Annotated in this window: 24 protein-coding genes; 9 read left to right on the top strand and 15 right to left on the bottom strand. The window is 52.6% G+C overall.

Annotated elements, in window-relative coordinates; all coding sequences use genetic code 11:
• Window positions 1–60: 60 nt before the first annotated feature.
• The 15 genes from NX720_RS15435 to NX720_RS15365 form a co-directional block, all read right to left on the bottom strand.
• Entirely contained in the window at window positions 61–426 is a 366-nt protein-coding gene (locus NX720_RS15435) for a hypothetical protein (protein WP_262595696.1), read from the bottom strand.
• Complete coding sequence (locus tag NX720_RS15430) at window positions 411–683, bottom strand: hypothetical protein (protein WP_262595695.1); 273 nt, start codon at window positions 681–683, stop codon at window positions 411–413. The genes NX720_RS15435 and NX720_RS15430 overlap by 16 nt, the downstream gene beginning before the upstream one ends.
• A gap of 8 nt (window positions 684–691) precedes the next feature.
• Window positions 692–895, bottom strand: coding sequence for a hypothetical protein (locus tag NX720_RS15425; RefSeq protein WP_262595694.1), 204 nt, complete (start codon window positions 893–895; stop codon window positions 692–694).
• Window positions 888–1,037 carry a hypothetical protein gene (locus NX720_RS15420; RefSeq protein ID WP_262595693.1) on the bottom strand — a complete coding sequence of 50 codons (150 nt, stop codon included), beginning with the start codon at window positions 1,035–1,037 and terminating at the stop codon, window positions 888–890. The genes NX720_RS15425 and NX720_RS15420 overlap by 8 nt, the downstream gene beginning before the upstream one ends.
• 10 nt (window positions 1,038–1,047) lie before the next feature.
• A complete protein-coding gene (locus NX720_RS15415; protein ID WP_262595692.1) occupies window positions 1,048–2,856 on the bottom strand; it encodes a DEAD/DEAH box helicase in 1,809 nt (602 codons plus the stop codon).
• Window positions 2,846–3,049, bottom strand: coding sequence for a hypothetical protein (locus NX720_RS15410; protein WP_262595691.1), 204 nt, complete (start codon window positions 3,047–3,049; stop codon window positions 2,846–2,848). Before NX720_RS15410 ends, NX720_RS15415 begins: the two co-directional genes overlap by 11 nt.
• Complete coding sequence (locus NX720_RS15405; RefSeq protein WP_262595690.1) at window positions 3,043–3,399, bottom strand: hypothetical protein; 357 nt, start codon at window positions 3,397–3,399, stop codon at window positions 3,043–3,045. The genes NX720_RS15410 and NX720_RS15405 overlap by 7 nt, the downstream gene beginning before the upstream one ends.
• A 25-nt stretch (window positions 3,400–3,424) precedes the next feature.
• Window positions 3,425–3,607: a hypothetical protein gene (locus tag NX720_RS15400; protein WP_262595689.1), complete on the bottom strand. Its 183-nt coding sequence runs from the start codon at window positions 3,605–3,607 to the stop codon at window positions 3,425–3,427.
• A 22-nt stretch (window positions 3,608–3,629) separates the two neighbouring features.
• On the bottom strand, window positions 3,630–4,679 hold the full coding sequence (locus tag NX720_RS15395) for a PD-(D/E)XK nuclease family protein (RefSeq protein WP_262595688.1): 1,050 nt from the start codon (window positions 4,677–4,679) through the stop codon (window positions 3,630–3,632).
• 60 nt (window positions 4,680–4,739) lie between these two features.
• Window positions 4,740–5,348, bottom strand: a complete 609-nt coding sequence (locus tag NX720_RS15390) for a DUF669 domain-containing protein (protein WP_262595687.1) — start codon at window positions 5,346–5,348, stop codon at window positions 4,740–4,742.
• Between the two features lie 2 nt (window positions 5,349–5,350).
• Entirely contained in the window at window positions 5,351–6,136 is a 786-nt protein-coding gene (locus tag NX720_RS15385; RefSeq protein ID WP_262595685.1) for an ATP-binding protein, read from the bottom strand.
• Complete coding sequence (locus NX720_RS15380; protein WP_262595684.1) at window positions 6,136–6,555, bottom strand: DUF7173 family protein; 420 nt, start codon at window positions 6,553–6,555, stop codon at window positions 6,136–6,138. Before NX720_RS15380 ends, NX720_RS15385 begins: the two co-directional genes overlap by 1 nt.
• 44 nt (window positions 6,556–6,599) lie before the next feature.
• Window positions 6,600–7,082, bottom strand: a complete 483-nt coding sequence (locus NX720_RS15375; protein ID WP_262595683.1) for a hypothetical protein — start codon at window positions 7,080–7,082, stop codon at window positions 6,600–6,602.
• A 48-nt stretch (window positions 7,083–7,130) separates the two neighbouring features.
• Window positions 7,131–7,400, bottom strand: coding sequence for a hypothetical protein (locus tag NX720_RS15370; protein ID WP_262595682.1), 270 nt, complete (start codon window positions 7,398–7,400; stop codon window positions 7,131–7,133).
• Between the two features lie 163 nt (window positions 7,401–7,563).
• Window positions 7,564–8,214 carry a LexA family protein gene (locus NX720_RS15365; RefSeq protein ID WP_262595681.1) on the bottom strand — a complete coding sequence of 217 codons (651 nt, stop codon included), beginning with the start codon at window positions 8,212–8,214 and terminating at the stop codon, window positions 7,564–7,566.
• A gap of 208 nt (window positions 8,215–8,422) precedes the next feature.
• On the opposite strand from NX720_RS15365, the gene NX720_RS27185 reads away from it, so the two are divergent.
• From NX720_RS27185 to NX720_RS15325, 9 genes are all read left to right on the top strand, one after another.
• On the top strand, window positions 8,423–8,623 hold the full coding sequence (locus tag NX720_RS27185) for a transcriptional regulator (protein ID WP_404830999.1): 201 nt from the start codon (window positions 8,423–8,425) through the stop codon (window positions 8,621–8,623).
• A gap of 94 nt (window positions 8,624–8,717) precedes the next feature.
• The gene (locus NX720_RS15360) at window positions 8,718–10,712 is read left to right on the top strand and encodes an AAA family ATPase (protein ID WP_262595679.1); all 1,995 of its coding nucleotides are present in this window, start codon (window positions 8,718–8,720) and stop codon (window positions 10,710–10,712) included.
• Between the two features lie 240 nt (window positions 10,713–10,952).
• On the top strand, window positions 10,953–11,339 hold the full coding sequence (locus NX720_RS15355) for a RusA family crossover junction endodeoxyribonuclease (protein WP_262595678.1): 387 nt from the start codon (window positions 10,953–10,955) through the stop codon (window positions 11,337–11,339).
• Window positions 11,340–11,350: 11 nt separating this feature from the next.
• The gene (locus NX720_RS15350) at window positions 11,351–11,734 is read left to right on the top strand and encodes a hypothetical protein (RefSeq protein ID WP_262595677.1); all 384 of its coding nucleotides are present in this window, start codon (window positions 11,351–11,353) and stop codon (window positions 11,732–11,734) included.
• Complete coding sequence (locus tag NX720_RS15345; protein WP_262595676.1) at window positions 11,731–12,120, top strand: phage holin family protein; 390 nt, start codon at window positions 11,731–11,733, stop codon at window positions 12,118–12,120. Before NX720_RS15350 ends, NX720_RS15345 begins: the two co-directional genes overlap by 4 nt.
• A complete protein-coding gene (locus NX720_RS15340; protein WP_262595675.1) occupies window positions 12,120–12,509 on the top strand; it encodes a YcbK family protein in 390 nt (129 codons plus the stop codon). Before NX720_RS15345 ends, NX720_RS15340 begins: the two co-directional genes overlap by 1 nt.
• A 1-nt stretch (window position 12,510) precedes the next feature.
• Window positions 12,511–13,065, top strand: coding sequence for a hypothetical protein (locus NX720_RS15335; RefSeq protein WP_262595674.1), 555 nt, complete (start codon window positions 12,511–12,513; stop codon window positions 13,063–13,065).
• A 107-nt stretch (window positions 13,066–13,172) separates the two neighbouring features.
• Window positions 13,173–13,649 carry a terminase small subunit gene (locus NX720_RS15330; RefSeq protein WP_262595673.1) on the top strand — a complete coding sequence of 159 codons (477 nt, stop codon included), beginning with the start codon at window positions 13,173–13,175 and terminating at the stop codon, window positions 13,647–13,649.
• A complete protein-coding gene (locus tag NX720_RS15325; RefSeq protein WP_262595672.1) occupies window positions 13,621–15,555 on the top strand; it encodes a phage terminase large subunit family protein in 1,935 nt (644 codons plus the stop codon). Before NX720_RS15330 ends, NX720_RS15325 begins: the two co-directional genes overlap by 29 nt.
• Window position 15,556 lies beyond the last annotated feature (1 nt).

The following is a 15,556-nucleotide window of genomic DNA, read 5'->3' as shown; positions in this document are numbered from 1 at the left end:
CTTAGATCCCATCTAACCCTCCTATTAGGCTCTTGCCTGATTTTCGAACTTTTGAATTAATCACCACGCCCTCATCAATAATGCGTTTACCGAGTTGGATTCAGGAAACGCTGATTCGATTACTGGTTTTGGTTTCTCTTTGCTGCTGTCAGCCCTTAATATCCGATATACTGAGCTAACTTCCATTCCGGTCTTTTCCGAAATTTTTTTTGCTGTCAGACCGCTATCTCCCAGCATCAAAACTTCTTTACGGTGAATGGATTTCCTGCCTTTTCTTGGCGTACTAAGCCCTAGCTGTCTTCTGACGAGCACTATGGTTGATGTCGCAATGCCCAGCACATGAGAGGCTTCATCAATCGTCATGGTGGGATTGCTGGCAAAAAGTTCTGCAACTCTTTCCAGCTTGTTTTTTATTTTTGCTGGCATGTCTTATTCTCCTTTCTTATCTGATGCCCATACTCCCGAACCAGCGCCTGGTACCGCTTGTATATCCGTTTCTCACACCGTAGTGATTCACCAGTACTAACCAGCCCGCTGGCCTTCAGTCTGTTTAATGCGTCCAGATCGTCAGCCAGCTTTTCGGCGTCTTCATCGGTCAGCCGGTTTACCCGAAAGAAATGAGCCAGCTTCTTTATATGAATCAACTCAAGGTCTTTCTGGCTGACAAATACGGGAACGTCCATTTCACCACCTACCGTGAAGTTGACATCATGCGGGCAATGATCCGGTTTGTCAGAATCACGCTGTTAATTACTTCAAGCGGATGATCTGGCTTATTAATCAGCGTCGTATTCCTAACCCACTTTTGCTGATTTCCACTTTTGATTGACCGGCTGATGCCTTCCATACGTACCAGGTCTTCAGCAATGTTCTGGAGCGCCTGACGGTTATTCATGGTCTTTCTCCTGTTTTTGGGTTTCCTTGATGGCGGCTCTTAACTCCCTGATTACTGCCTGCCGTTTGGGTTTATGGCCTTCCGGCATCAGGATGGATTCCTGTGCCAGTAGTAAGGCCTGTCTGATTTTCTTAATGTCCATTGCCCTGCTCCTAAAACGGTACGGTGTCGTCTTCTACAACCTGACCCGATGAACTCCACAGGTCATCCATGGTTTTGTTCCAGTCGTCATCATCCTCATCACCCAGGGCTGCCCGTGCGTCGGCAAACTCGTCCTCTTTCGGGGCGATAACCATCTGGCTAGGCTTGGCGGTAGGGTCTTCGTTCCACTCGCTGGGCGTACCGACAACGGCTGTCAGGTCGTAATTGAGAATGCGCTGGAACTTTCCGTCAGGCTTAACCTGTATCCGGCTGGGTACCAGAAACGGAATCCCCTGTTCCCGAACCCGGTCAAGAGCGTCGTCTACAGTGCGCGGGCAAGGTGCCTGAAAGCCTGCCCGCTTGAACCACCACACCTGAGCCTTGTTCTGGGCGTAACCGGAATGCTCGAAGCAGATCCATTCACAGTACGAATCGAACCCGCAGCGGTAAGTCACTTTCAACGACGGTGGCTTACCTTTCTTTTCGTGCCTGTCGTAGAACACGTCTTCCACGTCGTGCCAGACTGCTTCAACCTGGTCAGCCAGTACCGCCGCATCACTGGCGGTGGTTTCGTGCTGGGGCTTCTGTGGCCAGACATAACCGCAATCCGGGCAGGCACTGGTGAACGCCAATACAAAGGTGTGGCACTCCGGACATTCCTTCATCGGCGCTTCACACTTCTCACCCTTACGCTTCTTGCGGACGCTCTCCACGTTGATCCGGTCAATGGGGCCGTGTCGTTCAACATTGCCGCCGTAGTCCAGCACCAGACAGTCAGTTTTGCCGGTCTCCGGGCTGATCCGCAGACCCCGCCCCATGATCTGCACGTACAGGCCGGGCGACTTGGTCGGGCGCAGAAGGGCAATCAGGTCAGTCAATGGCGCATCAAAGCCGGTGGTTAATACGCCCTGACTGGTGAGCGCCTGAATCTTGCCCGCCTTGTAGTCCTTCAGAATGCGCTCGCGCTCGATGGCTGGTGTACCACCGTGGACGCATTCAGTGGTAATGCCTTCATACTCCAGCAGCGCCTTCACCTCCTCCGCATGGGCAACACTGACGCAGAAGATCAACCAGGCTTTGCGGTTTCTGCCATAACGCAAAATCTCATCAACGGCTTTTTCAGTAACATCGTTGCGGTGTACAGCGTCTTCCAGATCCTTGGTGACAAACTCGCCGGTACGGGTGCGAACGCCAGACATATCAATCTTTTCAGTACCGCCCTTAGTCACCAGTGGCGACAGGAAGTTCTCATCAATCAACCGCTGGATGTCGGTTTCATACACCACCTCATCAAACAGGGCGTTATCGCCTTCTGTCAGCAGGCCCGACTTCATCCGGTACGGTGTAGCACTGAAGCCGATAACCTTGACGTTCGGGTTCATCATCTTCAGGTCACGGAAAAACCCGGTGTACATGGTGTCGTCTTTGTCAGCGTTGATCAGGTGGCACTCGTCCACGATCACCAAATCAAAGGCTCCCAGGTCAAACGCCTTTTTATGAACCGACTGGATACCGGCAAACAGAATGGCTGAATCCGTATCACGACGGTTCAGGCCTGCGGAGTAAACACCGGCGGGAGCCAGTGGCCAGATCGCCGTGATCTTGTCAAAGTTCTGTTCCAGAATCTCTTTCACATGAGCCAGAACCAGAATGCGCTGGTCGGGCCAGGCTTCCACCACCTGGCGGACAAAGTCGGCAATAATTACCGACTTGCCCCCGCCGGTGCTGACGCACACCAGCGGGTTGCCCTGCGCTCTACCGAAATACTCATAGATGGCAGCAATGGCTTCTGACTGATACCAGCGCAGATCAAAGGCCATTGTCCTGCTCCTTCTTTCTTGCCCGGTACTCATGGCAACAGTCAGCACTGCAAAAACTGTTGTTATGGATGTGCAGCTTGCCGCACTTGTTCAGGCATGGGCGTGACTGTTTCTTGTGCCTGCGTACCCTCTGGCCGCTTGTGCCGTTGGGTGTGGTTAAGGCTGAAAGTATGGCGAGCAGATTCATTAGCATGATTCCTTCCTGCGCTTGCGTTCAGCCAGCATGGCGTCTGCACAGTTGTATGCGTATTTGGCAGCCTTTTCATCAGCGGTTTCCATTCCGCCAGCCAAAAATCCCACCAACGCCTGACCCGCAAACTTATCCTTCAGTTCTTCCGGGTGCGCCACTGCGTTATTGACCCCGGTCACCGGCAGCCAGTAATCAACCTCTGGAAAGAACCGGCCATCGATGAACATTGTCAGACAGATGCCGTTTTCAACGGAGAAGCCAATCAACTCGCCCTTTTTTTCTGGCTTGACGGCGAGGGAGTGGAATCCGTACCCCTCGATGATCTCGATAATGCCCTGGAACTTTTTGTTCATTGTTATTGTCCTGTCTTTGTTTTTATTACTGGTGGTCGATCAGGCTCTCAAGGTCTCTGATCAGCTGGCGGTCACACTCCGCATATTCTCTGAATGCCTGACGTGACCGTTTCGACAAATTTTCACTGACTGACAAACGTTCGTTGGACTGGGCACTGTATTCGATGTGTTTGATGGTTCGACGGAGGATGTCTTCTTTTCTGTTCATAACATTTGTCCTGTCTTTGTTTTTATTGCCCGACAATCTCAGCCTGGAACGTCTGGCGAAGCCCCTGCACATTTGGATCTCCCAGCAACTCCTTCTGATCCACCGCCTTGATTTCGCAGGAACTCAACTGCTCAGGGGCTTCACCGGTTACAAACTCCTGCCCGGTACTCTTCAGCCGGTACTTAATCCAGTACTCGCCGGAATCCACCACATCAGCGAACGAGAACAGCAGATCGGGTATATAAAGGTGCGACTGGCAACCCGTCCGCTGGTTCTCCACCGGAATCAGGCAGTCATAGCGGGCGCAGTGCCATTCGGCGTTTTCAACTGGCGTACTGTGCAGGCAGGTTCGACAATTAACCGCCGGAGCCTGCTGACCATGACAAACCGGTGAATGGTCGCAGAACTTACACTGGTACCAGGCAGGATCTTCGTTCAGCTTCTCCAGTGGCGCATCACTGGCGATAATGGCCGAGGCCTTGTTGACCAGCTCGGTTGCCTTCTTTTTGTCGTATTTAATGCGCTCGCCGTACAACTCGTCGGTGTTCTTGTTCACGGCAATATAAAAGGCTCTGGTCAACGGTTCGTTAGGCGCAAGGTGCATATACACCTGCATCTGGGCGAAGTGCTGAGGCTTGGATTTCTCCACGCCCTTACTCTGTAAATCTTTGAAAGACTTTTCAGAGTGGGTTTTCATCTCCACGACGTGCCAGGTCTTCGGCGCTTCAACAAAACCATTCGCTACGCCATCCAGTGAACCACCAAAGTGACCATCGCAAGCCGATACCCGAAACTGCTGACCGGTCTGTGAATCTTCTTCGTAGATATTCACGCCAGCGGCCTGGAAGTTCTGCACAAACCGTTTTTCAGCTTCCTGCCCGGTTTCAAACAGTCGCAGCATACGACCGTCAAAACTGGCTGGCGTACACCAGTGAAAGTCATACCAAAGCGCCCGGCTGCATGGCTTACCGATTAAAGAGGCTCCAAGGTGTGGACGGAACCCGCTGTCGGCATTGGCTTCATAGTGCCGGTAGATGCGGCTAATGGTGCTGTCGGCTTCTGGGATCTTCATGGTCTGTGCAGTCCTTCATTAATTGGGGTTCCCCTCTGGCTAGCAGAGGGGCGTCGTCCATTACTGTCGCTGTCCCCAGGGTGGCGCACCGGCAGGGGCGGCTGCCTGCAGAGCCTGGGCAGGTGCCTGTTGCGGCGCTACCGGTTGCGGCGGCGCTTGCGTGGCGGGCTGAGGAGCCGCTGTCGCTGTCGCCATTGGCTGCGGCGCTCCCGCTGGAGCTGTTCCAGGCTGGGGGACTGGCTGAGGGGCTGCTGACTGCTGACCGGGAAAGCCCGCACCGGAAATAGCCTCCCACTTCTTAATGACGTTGGAAGGGTCACGGCCTGTTTCCTGTTTGATGACGACAGACACCTTGCAGGGGATGTTGATCATGTGATCAGTGTCGTTCACATCAGGACGGCCAATAGCGTGAGCAATGGCGCTGATCTCTTCCCGACCGATTTTCTGTGCGGTCTGGTTGGGGTTGACGATGTTGTGATTACTCCAGACCTTGCGACCGGAGTACTCACCATCCATCACTGTCCAGACGAACTTGATGTACTGGCCGGTGCCAGCCTTGGTGTTCTTCAGCTCTGCTTCGCTGATCATGGCGATGTATTCACCATTGGGCAGCGGTTCGAAACCCTGAGCCGGGTTGTACTCGTTCGCTGTAAAGCCTAAACCTGCCATGGTTATTCTCCTTGTTGTGGGTTAGGTTGGGTTTGGGGTTGATTGGATGACTGAGTCAATGCCTGGTTAAAAGCATCCCAGGACATGGGAATCTCAGCCGGAAGTGAGTAACGGTTTTTCGCTACAAAAGCCGGGCGGGCTTCGGTGTACAGAACACGCTGGCCAGTGGACACGCCACGGCTTTTAGACTGCCCGAAACCTTTGTCCTCTTTCTGGACAACTGTCTTGTAATTCCCGAACAGCACACAGTCCATACTTTCCTGAACCAGTTCAGACGCCCGCTTATGCAGCTTGATCTGGTAGCGGTCGTAGCTATCGACCTCTGGCGACTCAAACCGCTTGATTTCAGCATGAGCGATCAGGATGACCGACATACCCTTGTCATTACGCAGAGCGTTAAGCCACTGCATCAGGGTTCGCCAGTGGGTCAGGGCTTCCACGTAGCCCTTGCCGTAACCAAACTCTTCAATAGAGTTCTTGTTATGCTCCAGACAAACCTGTTGCCAGATCAGTGGCTCCAGATGGTCAACACTGTCCAGAACCACGGTTTTGAACTGATGCTCTTCGTGGTAAAGGGCAGACAGCGCTTCGGTGACACTGCCCCAGCTGGTAAGCATGGGGAAGGTGTCCACGGTCAGGGTACCCAGACCATCCTCTGTAGGCAGAAATATAGGGGCAGGCGCACCGGCGGCCAGTGTCGTCTTGCCGGTACCTGCGTCACCGTAGATCAGCACCCGTGGCGCACTCAGGCCAGCGGCGCGGCTGATGGAGTTAAGAGAGATAGCCATTATGCAGACGCCTCCAGGCGTTCAATTTTCACAGACGACTTACGGGGCTTGCTGGTGACGGCTTCCGCCATAATGGCGTACAACTCAGGGCTCAGGTCTTTCAGCGCCTTAAACTGACGAACGTCCAGCTCGGGCTTGGTGCGAACCACCTTTTCAGCCACGTTCTGAGGCAGGCGGGCTTTTATCTCTTCGAACTTCTTGGCGTCCAGAGTGCGGGTGATGCCGCCAGTGGTAGTGACCTTGTACCAGTCACTCTTGATGGTGGCGCTGCCCTCTTCCTTCACGCCGACGGTTTGAAGAATGTCCGCCTCGATGGCGACACGAAGCTGGCGGGCCTCTGCTTCAGCCTTCTTGGCCTCTTCCAGTTTGTAAGCCAGCTGGTCCAGAATGTGGACATCGTTGGTTGGCTTGTCTTCCATGGTGTACGCTCCTGCGTTTATTGTTTTTCTTTACTGCGGGTTGGTTAGTGGGTGAACTGCCTGATGTCTTCCGCATCCAGATCAAAAGCAGGCTGATCCGGATCGGCTTCAGGTTCTTCACCGCCCATGTAAGCGTCAGTGTCAGGAATGACGATCATCACGGTTTCGCCTTCAGCGTCTGCCAGGTCGTGACGGCCCGGTGAATTGCCCGGCATTTTCAGGACTGCCTTCACGCCGTCTTTAAACGTCACCGTGTCAACCGTAGCGAGCAGTGAAACCCGGTCACCGGTTGCCATGATCCGAACAGCCTGAGCAACTGCATTCATACAACGCTGCTTTATCCGAAAGATGACTTCCTGTTGCTGATGCTCTGGCAGCTTTTGCCAAACGTCTGGCAGGGCTTTTAATTCGTCTGTCACCAGCCCCATCAAATCACCCAGCAGGGTGGATTCGGTTAATTGAATGCGCTCGTCACTTTTCTCAGGCACGAAGACATCCTCCAGACATTCAAGGTCTGTTTTTGACATTTGGGATTTCCCCTTTGTTGTTATTGCGGTTGGGTTACTGCTACGGGTTTATTGATTACCCAGTTGCGGGTATCTATTGACTAAAACTTCTTCACCACTTTCTGCGTCTTCTGGAACTTCAACCATCAAGTCACCCAGCAGAAAACAGTCAGGAAGCTCTTCATCACTGAGCCAAAGTTTGAAAATATCTTCCCTGTGTTTGCGAGAGTCAGTATTGAGACGCAAAGCCTGTAATCGAAGCTTGCGAGAATCTTCACGAGTGGCAACTTCTTTTAATGCCAGTTCGCGAATTTCTTTAAGAGTCTGTTGTCTGTCCATGTTGTTCTCTTTCTTCTTAACAGTTTTTAGCTGTAATTATGTTATACAGTTAAAAACTGTTAGATACAACAGTTTTTATATTTTTTATTTCGAATTATTTTTTTCAGTCTTGGACAAGACGACAGAAGTAGGAGAAGTCAGGCAGCAGACAGCTGCCCGCTAATCATTGCTCAAGGCTGGTGTACTGACCGACTACCACGCCACAAAGGTTGGTGCCTGCCTGTATTTCCTGAATGGGGTATTGAGGGTTAAGCGGCTTGAGGTATTTTTTCCCTGAGTCTTCTACATAAATCTTAAATGTACTCTCATTGGAATTAGGCAGCCTGGCAATAACCGGCTTACCGCTGACGACATCGATGTCGGGATCAACATATATAAATGTTCCCTCTGGAAAGTTCATTCCAGAAGGTACGGGGTTTGTCATTGAGTCGCCTTTAACTTTTAAGGCATAAGACCTTGGCCCGATCCTGCCAGGGCAAGGCAGCAAGTCTTCAGGGTCTTGAAGGTAGGCAATATCGCCGACTTCGCAGAACTGACCAGCACTCACCCAAGAGATTAACGGCACAAACCGTATATCTCGTATAAACCCTGTGTCGCCAGAGTCGCCGCCATAGCGAAGATAGCTTTCCGATACGCCAAAGGCATTAGCGAAATGTTCCAGATTTCTTGGATTTTTGGTCTTGCCTGTTTCGATCTGACCGATACTTTGCTGCCTGATCTGCTTGCCTGTAGCGTTAAATATTTCTCTGGCTAAGTCTCCCTGGCTCCAACCCTTTTCTTTCCGTAACTTAATTATCCGGTCACCGATACTCATTTTTTTTGCCCTTACGCTCGCAAGTCTTGCGAGCTTTTAATATTTCTGCTCTGTTCAAAACTCCGCAGGAGTCTACAAATTACATTCTGATAATGGAAATCACAATTGCCAATTGTTAACGAACAAAGCCGGTTTGTGTTTTGCGTTCATTGAATACAGTTTTAAACTGTGGCAGTCTAGCAGAAAACAACTAAAACCGGTGATAAGGATGGAAGCACTGCAACGGGCAATAGATATTTGCGGAAGCCAGGAGAAGCTAGGCCAAAAATTAGACCCGCCTGTAAAACAGCAATCTGTAAGCGGATGGCTTGAGAGAAAACGAATCCCACCTGAGCGAGCCATACAGGTCGAGACCGCCACTGACGGACAAGTAACCAGACAAGAACTTTGTCCGGATCTCTATCAATAGACAAAAAAAGAAAAACCCCGCACCAGCGCCAACAGGTTACGGGGTTTCATACCAACAGGGATCATTATGACTTATTCAGTACCAAGGGGGAAGCATGGCTACACCATTCGGCGTTTCGCCTGACTTCGCCCAACAGTTCGCTAACGCAATGCAGGATGCAGGGCTCGCTTGCGGTGACGACCTGCTGCCCGATGGCAAAATCCAGCGCTTCCACGTTGAGGGCGACAAGGCCGGTAAAAAGAACGGCTGGTATGTCCTTTATGGCGGTCGCTACCCGGCAGGCTCTTTCGGCAGCTGGAAGACAGGCGACAAGCACGTCTGGTCATTCCACAACAGCAGGGAGCTAACACCGGAAGAGCGTGACGAGCAAGAGCGCGTGATGGCGATCCTCAAGGCTGAGCGTGAACGGGAACAACAGTGGGTCTGGGCAGAAGCGGCCAAGGTCTGTCAGGAACAGTGGGAACAGGCACGATCTGCTGACCCGGATCACCCGTATCTTATGTTGAAAAACGTAAAGCCCCACGGCATACGACAGCGTGAGCAGACCCTGCTGATTCCCATCCACGATGAACACGACAATATTTGCAGTCTTCAGTACATCTGGCAGGACGAAGACGGACAGTTCCAGAAGCGTTACAAGACCGGTGGTAAAAAAGCCGGTGGCCTGCACCTGATTGGCGAGCTCACCGACACCCTGTACGAAGCCGAAGGCTATTCCACCGCCGCCACCATTCACGAGGAAACCGGCTGCGGTGCTGTTGTGGCATTCGACAGTGGCAACCTGGAAGCAGTCGCCCGTCGTTTAGAGCAGACCGGCAAGAATATCCTGATGGCCGCCGACAACGACAGCGCAACACAGGGCAATCCCGGCCTGACCTGTGCGATGAAAGCGGCTGAAACCATCGGGGCAACGGTCGTCTTTCCCCAGTTCCCACCCGGCACCACCGGCACCGACTTCAACGACCTGAAAGCAGTAGCGCCTAATCTGTTACTGGATCAGCTTAAGTGCCCTACCGGCTTTATGCATTCCAGCTTCAGCTTCTTGTCCGTAGGGGAAATGATCAGTCAGCCCAAGCCCATCAGCTGGCTGATTAAAGGCTTTCTGGAAACAGATTCCCTTGCCCTGATGTTCGGTGAACCGGCTTGCGGTAAATCCTTTGTGGCCATCGACATGGCGTGCTGTGTCGCCACCGGCAAGCCCTGGCACGGACAGGAGATTAAACGGCAGGGGGCAGTGTTTTATCTGGCGGGCGAAGGTATCAATGGTCTGTCCCGACGCTTCAAAGCCTGGGAGATGCAGAACCAGACTTCACTGGCAAACGCTCCCATCTACGTCAGCAAGGCATCCGCCAGTTTGTACGACGCTTCCAGCGCGGTACAGGTCTGTCAGGCGGTAGAGCAGATCATTGAACAGAATGGCGGGCTGGTGCCGTCCGTGGTGGTGGTTGACACCCTCGCCCGTAACTTCGGTGGCGCAGATGAAAACAGTACCCAGGATATGAACCAGTTTGTCCGACACCTGGACGAACACTTCCGGGCAAAGTGGGGTTGCTGCGTACTGGTCGTTCATCACACCGGCGTCGGCAATCAGGATCGAGCCCGTGGCAACTCAGCGTTAAAAGCGGCGCTGGATGCGGAATATGCAGTCAAGAAAACAGACGACACCCTGAAGATCACGTCCAAGAAGATGAAAGACGCAGACGAGCCTGACCCGAAGGAGTTCAACCTCAAGGTGGTAGAACTGCCCTGGCGGGATGAAGACGGCGAGGTTCAGACCAGTTGTGTGCTGGAGCATACCGAAGCGCCTGTGGTTAAAAACCTTATCAGTCTTGGCAAAACCCAGCGGGCTTGCCTGGTCGAGCTGCAACGGATTTATCGGGAGTACAGGCAGCGATTAATAGACAGTGGTCGTGATGAGTCAGAGGCACGAGTTGAAACAATTGTGTGGCGTGATGCTTGTGTAGGCAAAGACCGGATTCTTAAAGACCGCAAGAACTTCCCAACCTATAAAAAGCGATTAACAGAAGCTGATGCAATTCGAATCGAAGGGCCTTACGTGTACCTGACAGCAGGTGGCGAAGATGCATAAAGGTTTACGGATGAATAATAAAAATACAAGCAAGCGTCTTAATTGCGTCTTAAAACGTCTTAATTCGTACAAAAAACAATCTTTAAGCGTCTTAAAACGTCTTAATTTGCGTCTTAAAACCGTCTTAAAACGTCTTAAAAAGCACAACGAGACCGTCTTAATTTTGCCCCCCCCTTATAGGGGGGCAAATTACGACGCTGAGTGCTCGACTTTTTCGGCAGAGATTTCCGGAGGCAGATCATGAGAATTATTCTTCCGCTGCCACCCACCGTGAACCATGTTTGGAAACACCGGGTTATTCGCAAGGGCCGAAAGCACATCCCCAGTGTGTACATGACCGCAGACGGCAAAGACTACCGGAGTCGTGTTCAGGTGGCCTGCATGGAACAGGGCATCCACAACCGCAAGCTGACCGGAAAGCTCAGGGTTTCTGTCCGGCTGCACTTCCCGACCAACCGCCGCTCTGATATCGACAACCGCATGAAAGCCCTGCTGGATGGCTTAACCCATGCCGGTGTCTGGCTCGATGACAGTCAGATTGACCAGCTGGCGATTCTGCGCGGGGAAAAACTTCCACCCGATGGTGTGGCGATGGTGGAGATTCAGACGCTCGCACAGGAAGACTAACGAGGCCCCCCATGGACGAACAGGCACCACTCCCCAAAAGCGTTCAGGAAGTCGCTGATGTGATTGGCCGTGAGAAAGCCCTGAAGCTGGCAGGCAGGGCAAACGGCTGTGTCTACGTGCCTCACCCCCAGAAAATCACCGAAGCGCATTTTCTTTCACAGGTGATTGGTCTGGAGGCAGCTCTGGCGCTCTCCAATGAGTTCCGGGGGATTATTATCCATCTGGCCACCTGTCGTTTTTTGTATACCGCATGGCGTGATCGTTCCATTCACCGGATGCGTCAAAACGGCATGTACATTGCGGATATCGCCAGCCTGTTCGGTATCACGCCCCGCCATATCAACAACATCCTGAATAAACCCATAAAACTGGAAAACAGCCCGGAGGAAAAATGAACAAAAAGCCGGAAAAATCCGGATGGAACCATTTCGGACGTAACAAAAAAAAGGCGCAGTCCATGGATGAGATGAACAACGAATGGAGCCCCAAGGTGTTAACGGTCTGTATTGCAGTAGGGGCTGCTGTGGTCAGGTTGATTATGGATGCCCGGCATATCACCTTTCTGGCGGTATTGCGGGCGGTGTTTGTCGCGGCGTTTGTCGCTTACCTGGTGGGTGAAGGACTGGCAGAGGTTGACCTGTCCAGCGGCACAAAGAATGCCATTGTCGGTGTTGCCAGTCTGCTCAGTCGGGAGCTGGTGGAGGGGTTGATTCAACTGGCGGACCAGTGGCAGCGCAACCCGAAAGCCTTCATTGACTCGATTCGCAAGGGGGGCAAGTGATGAGCGATTCCCCCTGGAAGAATTTCACCTATGCCGAACTGGCCTGCAAGTGTGGTCATTGTGATAGCCAGTCAGGTCGCCACATTGATCCAGCCTTGATGGATAAAGTTCAGCAACTGCGTGATCGCTGTGGGCCTCTGAAGGTGTCCTCTGCCTACCGCTGCCCAAACCACCCAAGTGAGCGCAACAAGCCCCGGCCTGGCACCCACGCTAAAGGTCTGGCGATTGATATCCAGTGTTCCGGAGTTCAAGCCTTCGCACTTCTCAAAACAGCGATTGGAATGGGCTTTACGGGCATAGGTGTTAGCCAGAAAGGCGACCATGGCAGTCGGTTTATTCACCTCGATATTTCAACAACGGGTAATCGCCCATGGCTATGGAGCTATTAACATGAACTGGAACATCGTTAAGGATTTGTTGGCTAAGTCTGCCCCATTGGTAGGCACTGCCTTAGGTGGTCCCGCTGGTGCGGCGATGGGGGCAATGGTGGCTAATGCGCTGGGGGTGGAGTCTGAACCGGTCGCCGTGGCCAGAGCAATTCAGCAAGACCCTGAAGCGCTGGTGAAGCTGAAACAGTTTGAGCTGGAGAATGAACAGCAGGTCAGGGAGCTGGCATTCAAGACCCTGCAGGTTGAGCTGGCGGACAAGGCTAACGCCCGGCAGACACACAAAGACAGTCGTATGCCTGCGGTGATCACGCTCCTGATGACAACGATTGTCGGCGCGTTGCTGATGGCGCTGTTTAACACCGAACTGCCCGAAGGTAACAAGGAAGTCGCTTACATGCTGTTCGGTCAGGCCGTCACCCTCTGGGGCGCATCAATCACCTACTGGGTCGGCACGACACGGGGCAGCAGCGACAAGAGCAAGCAGCTATCACAAGCCGGAGTAGGTTCTTCCCGGGCAAAGTGCGGCGGGTGGGAATGGTCGCGGGATTTTCAGTGAGGGTGGGGGTTGAAATTGGATGTCGCCTATTGGCTCTTTTTATAGGCGACATTCCAGTAACGACGGAGCCTACAGGATAGTCAACCCAACAAGATAGGCGACATTAGATGTCAATTGTTAATCAAAAAGAACTGGCTGACATCATCGGTAAGAGTACCCGACAGATTCAAAGAATGACCAAAGACGGGATACCGATTCATTCCAGCTCAAGCAAACAGACTCACTATGATTCGACCCTGGTTATCCAGTGGTTAATTGACAGAGAGATTCAGAAGCTGACCAAAGAAGGTGATTACGATTCGGAGGAAGAACGGGCAAGGTTGTTACACCATCAGGCCAACCTTGCGGAACTGAAGGAAGAGGAAGAAAGGAATCGTCTGGTACCTGCTGATCAGGTGGATAGACTCTGGGGCAGTCTGTTGCTGACGTTCAGAACCCGGATGCTTCAGGTACCAAAGTCAGTGGTGACCAGAATCATCGGTGAGACTGACGAACAGAAGGTTGTCGCGGAGCTGACCGACGAAATCAAACAGGGACTTGAGGTGCTGAGCAGCAGTGAACAAGAGATCATCGACAACACATGAGTTCAATCATGTTCTGCTGGATGTTCTCAGCTGTAACCTGAAGCGGGTAAAACCTCCACCCGAACTATTACCCAACGAATGGGCAGAGCAGTTTGTCCAGATCCCCGCCGGTAATGCCAAGCCCGGCCCTGTACGTTTTGCCAATGCGCCTTTTCAGGTTGAACCCATGAACATGGTCGTTAATCCGGACTGTTACCGGATAACGTTAATGTGGGGCGCACAAACCGGCAAGTCTCAGGTTCAACTCATGGCGATGGGATTCTGTATTGACCACGCCCCACAAAGCCAGATGATGATGCAGCCCAGTGAGGGCGATTTACAGACCTGGCTGAATGCCAAGTTTGACCCCATGGTGGAAAGCACCACAACGATTAAAGAGAAAATGGCCAAGCCACGCAGCCGTGAGGGCGTGAATAACCAGAAGATGAAATCCTACCCTGGCGGCTTTCTGATGTTCGCCTGGAGTGGTTCACCCAAAACCATGCGGGGACGATCCGCACCGAAAATATTCTGTGATGAGGTGGACGGCTACGAAGTCACCGCCGAAGGTAATCCGGTTTCACTCCTCTGGCAACGGGCTGCCACCTTTGGTGACCAGCGTCTTCTGTTTGAAACCTCAACACCCACGGTCAAGCGGGCATCGTTTATAGAAACCAGTTTTGAAGCCGGTGACCAGCGGCGGTTTTATGTGCCGTGTCCCCACTGCAAAGAGAAACAGACACTGGAATGGTCAGGCGTTGACTGGGACAAGGAGCGCAACGACAAGGGCGAAACCATCGAGCATTACCCGGAAACTGCCCGCTATATCTGCAAAACCTGCGGCGCTATCTGGAACGACGCGGAACGCTTTGCCGCTATCCGTAATGGTGAATGGATTGGTGCCAAGCCATTTAAAGGTCATGCCAGTTACCACCTGTCAGAGTTATACAGCATGTTCCGCCGGTTGCGGGATATTGTTATTTCGTTTCTGGAGAAGAATGCCGCCAACGACCTGCAGACGTTTATGAATGTGTCACTGGCGGAGACCTGGGAAGAAGGCGGCGAGCGGGTAGACCACCATGTTCTGATGAAGCGGCTGGAACAATATCTGGCAGAAATCCCCGCCGGTGTGGTGGCTATTACGGCAGGTGTCGATGTTCAGCGAGACCGTTTAGAGCTGGAGCTGGTGGGCTGGGGTATGGGTTATGAATCCTGGTCACTGGATTATCAGGTGTTTTACGGTGATCCGACATTGCCGGAAACGAACCCGGACAGCTGTTGGTACGAGCTGAACCGATACCGTGAACAGGTCTGGCAACATGAACACGGTCACCAGATGAAACTGCTGGCGGTCTGCATCGACTCATCAGACCAGACAGACCATGTTTATAACTATTGTAAGGGCAAGGCAGGCCGCCGGGTCTTCCCGATTAAAGGTGTAAGCGGCTGGGGTCGTCCTGTGGTGGCCAGTCCGAACCGTAAGCGCAATGGTCGGAAGAATGTCCGGCCTGTGGACCTGTTCCCTGTGGGTGTTGATGAGGCAAAAAGTATTGTCATGCGTCGACTGGGTATTAAAGAGCCGGGCCCGGGCTATTGCCATTTTCCAGACGACAGGGATCAGGAATATTTTGAACAACTAACCGCCGAGAAACTAATCACCCGCTACCGGAAAGGCTTCCCTCACCGTGAATGGCACAAAACCAGAGAACGAAATGAAGCACTGGACTGTCGTGTATACGCACTGGCCGCACTGCAACTGATGAATGTCAATCTGGATAAACTCGCCCGACGCATGGAGGCAGAGAAACAAGAGCAGGAACAGGAACCTGAAGAACAGCCAGCCACTGAACCCAAACCGGAAAAGCCCCCGGAGGAAAAGAAGCGCCGGAGGATTAGAGTCAGGAGTACCCGCAAACGATTCCGGTAAC

It is taken from the genome of Endozoicomonas euniceicola (assembly GCF_025562755.1).
Taxonomy (GTDB): domain Bacteria; phylum Pseudomonadota; class Gammaproteobacteria; order Pseudomonadales; family Endozoicomonadaceae; genus Endozoicomonas_A; species Endozoicomonas_A euniceicola.
Note: the sequence above shows the minus strand (reverse complement) of the source record. Positions and strands in the feature narration are given on the sequence as shown.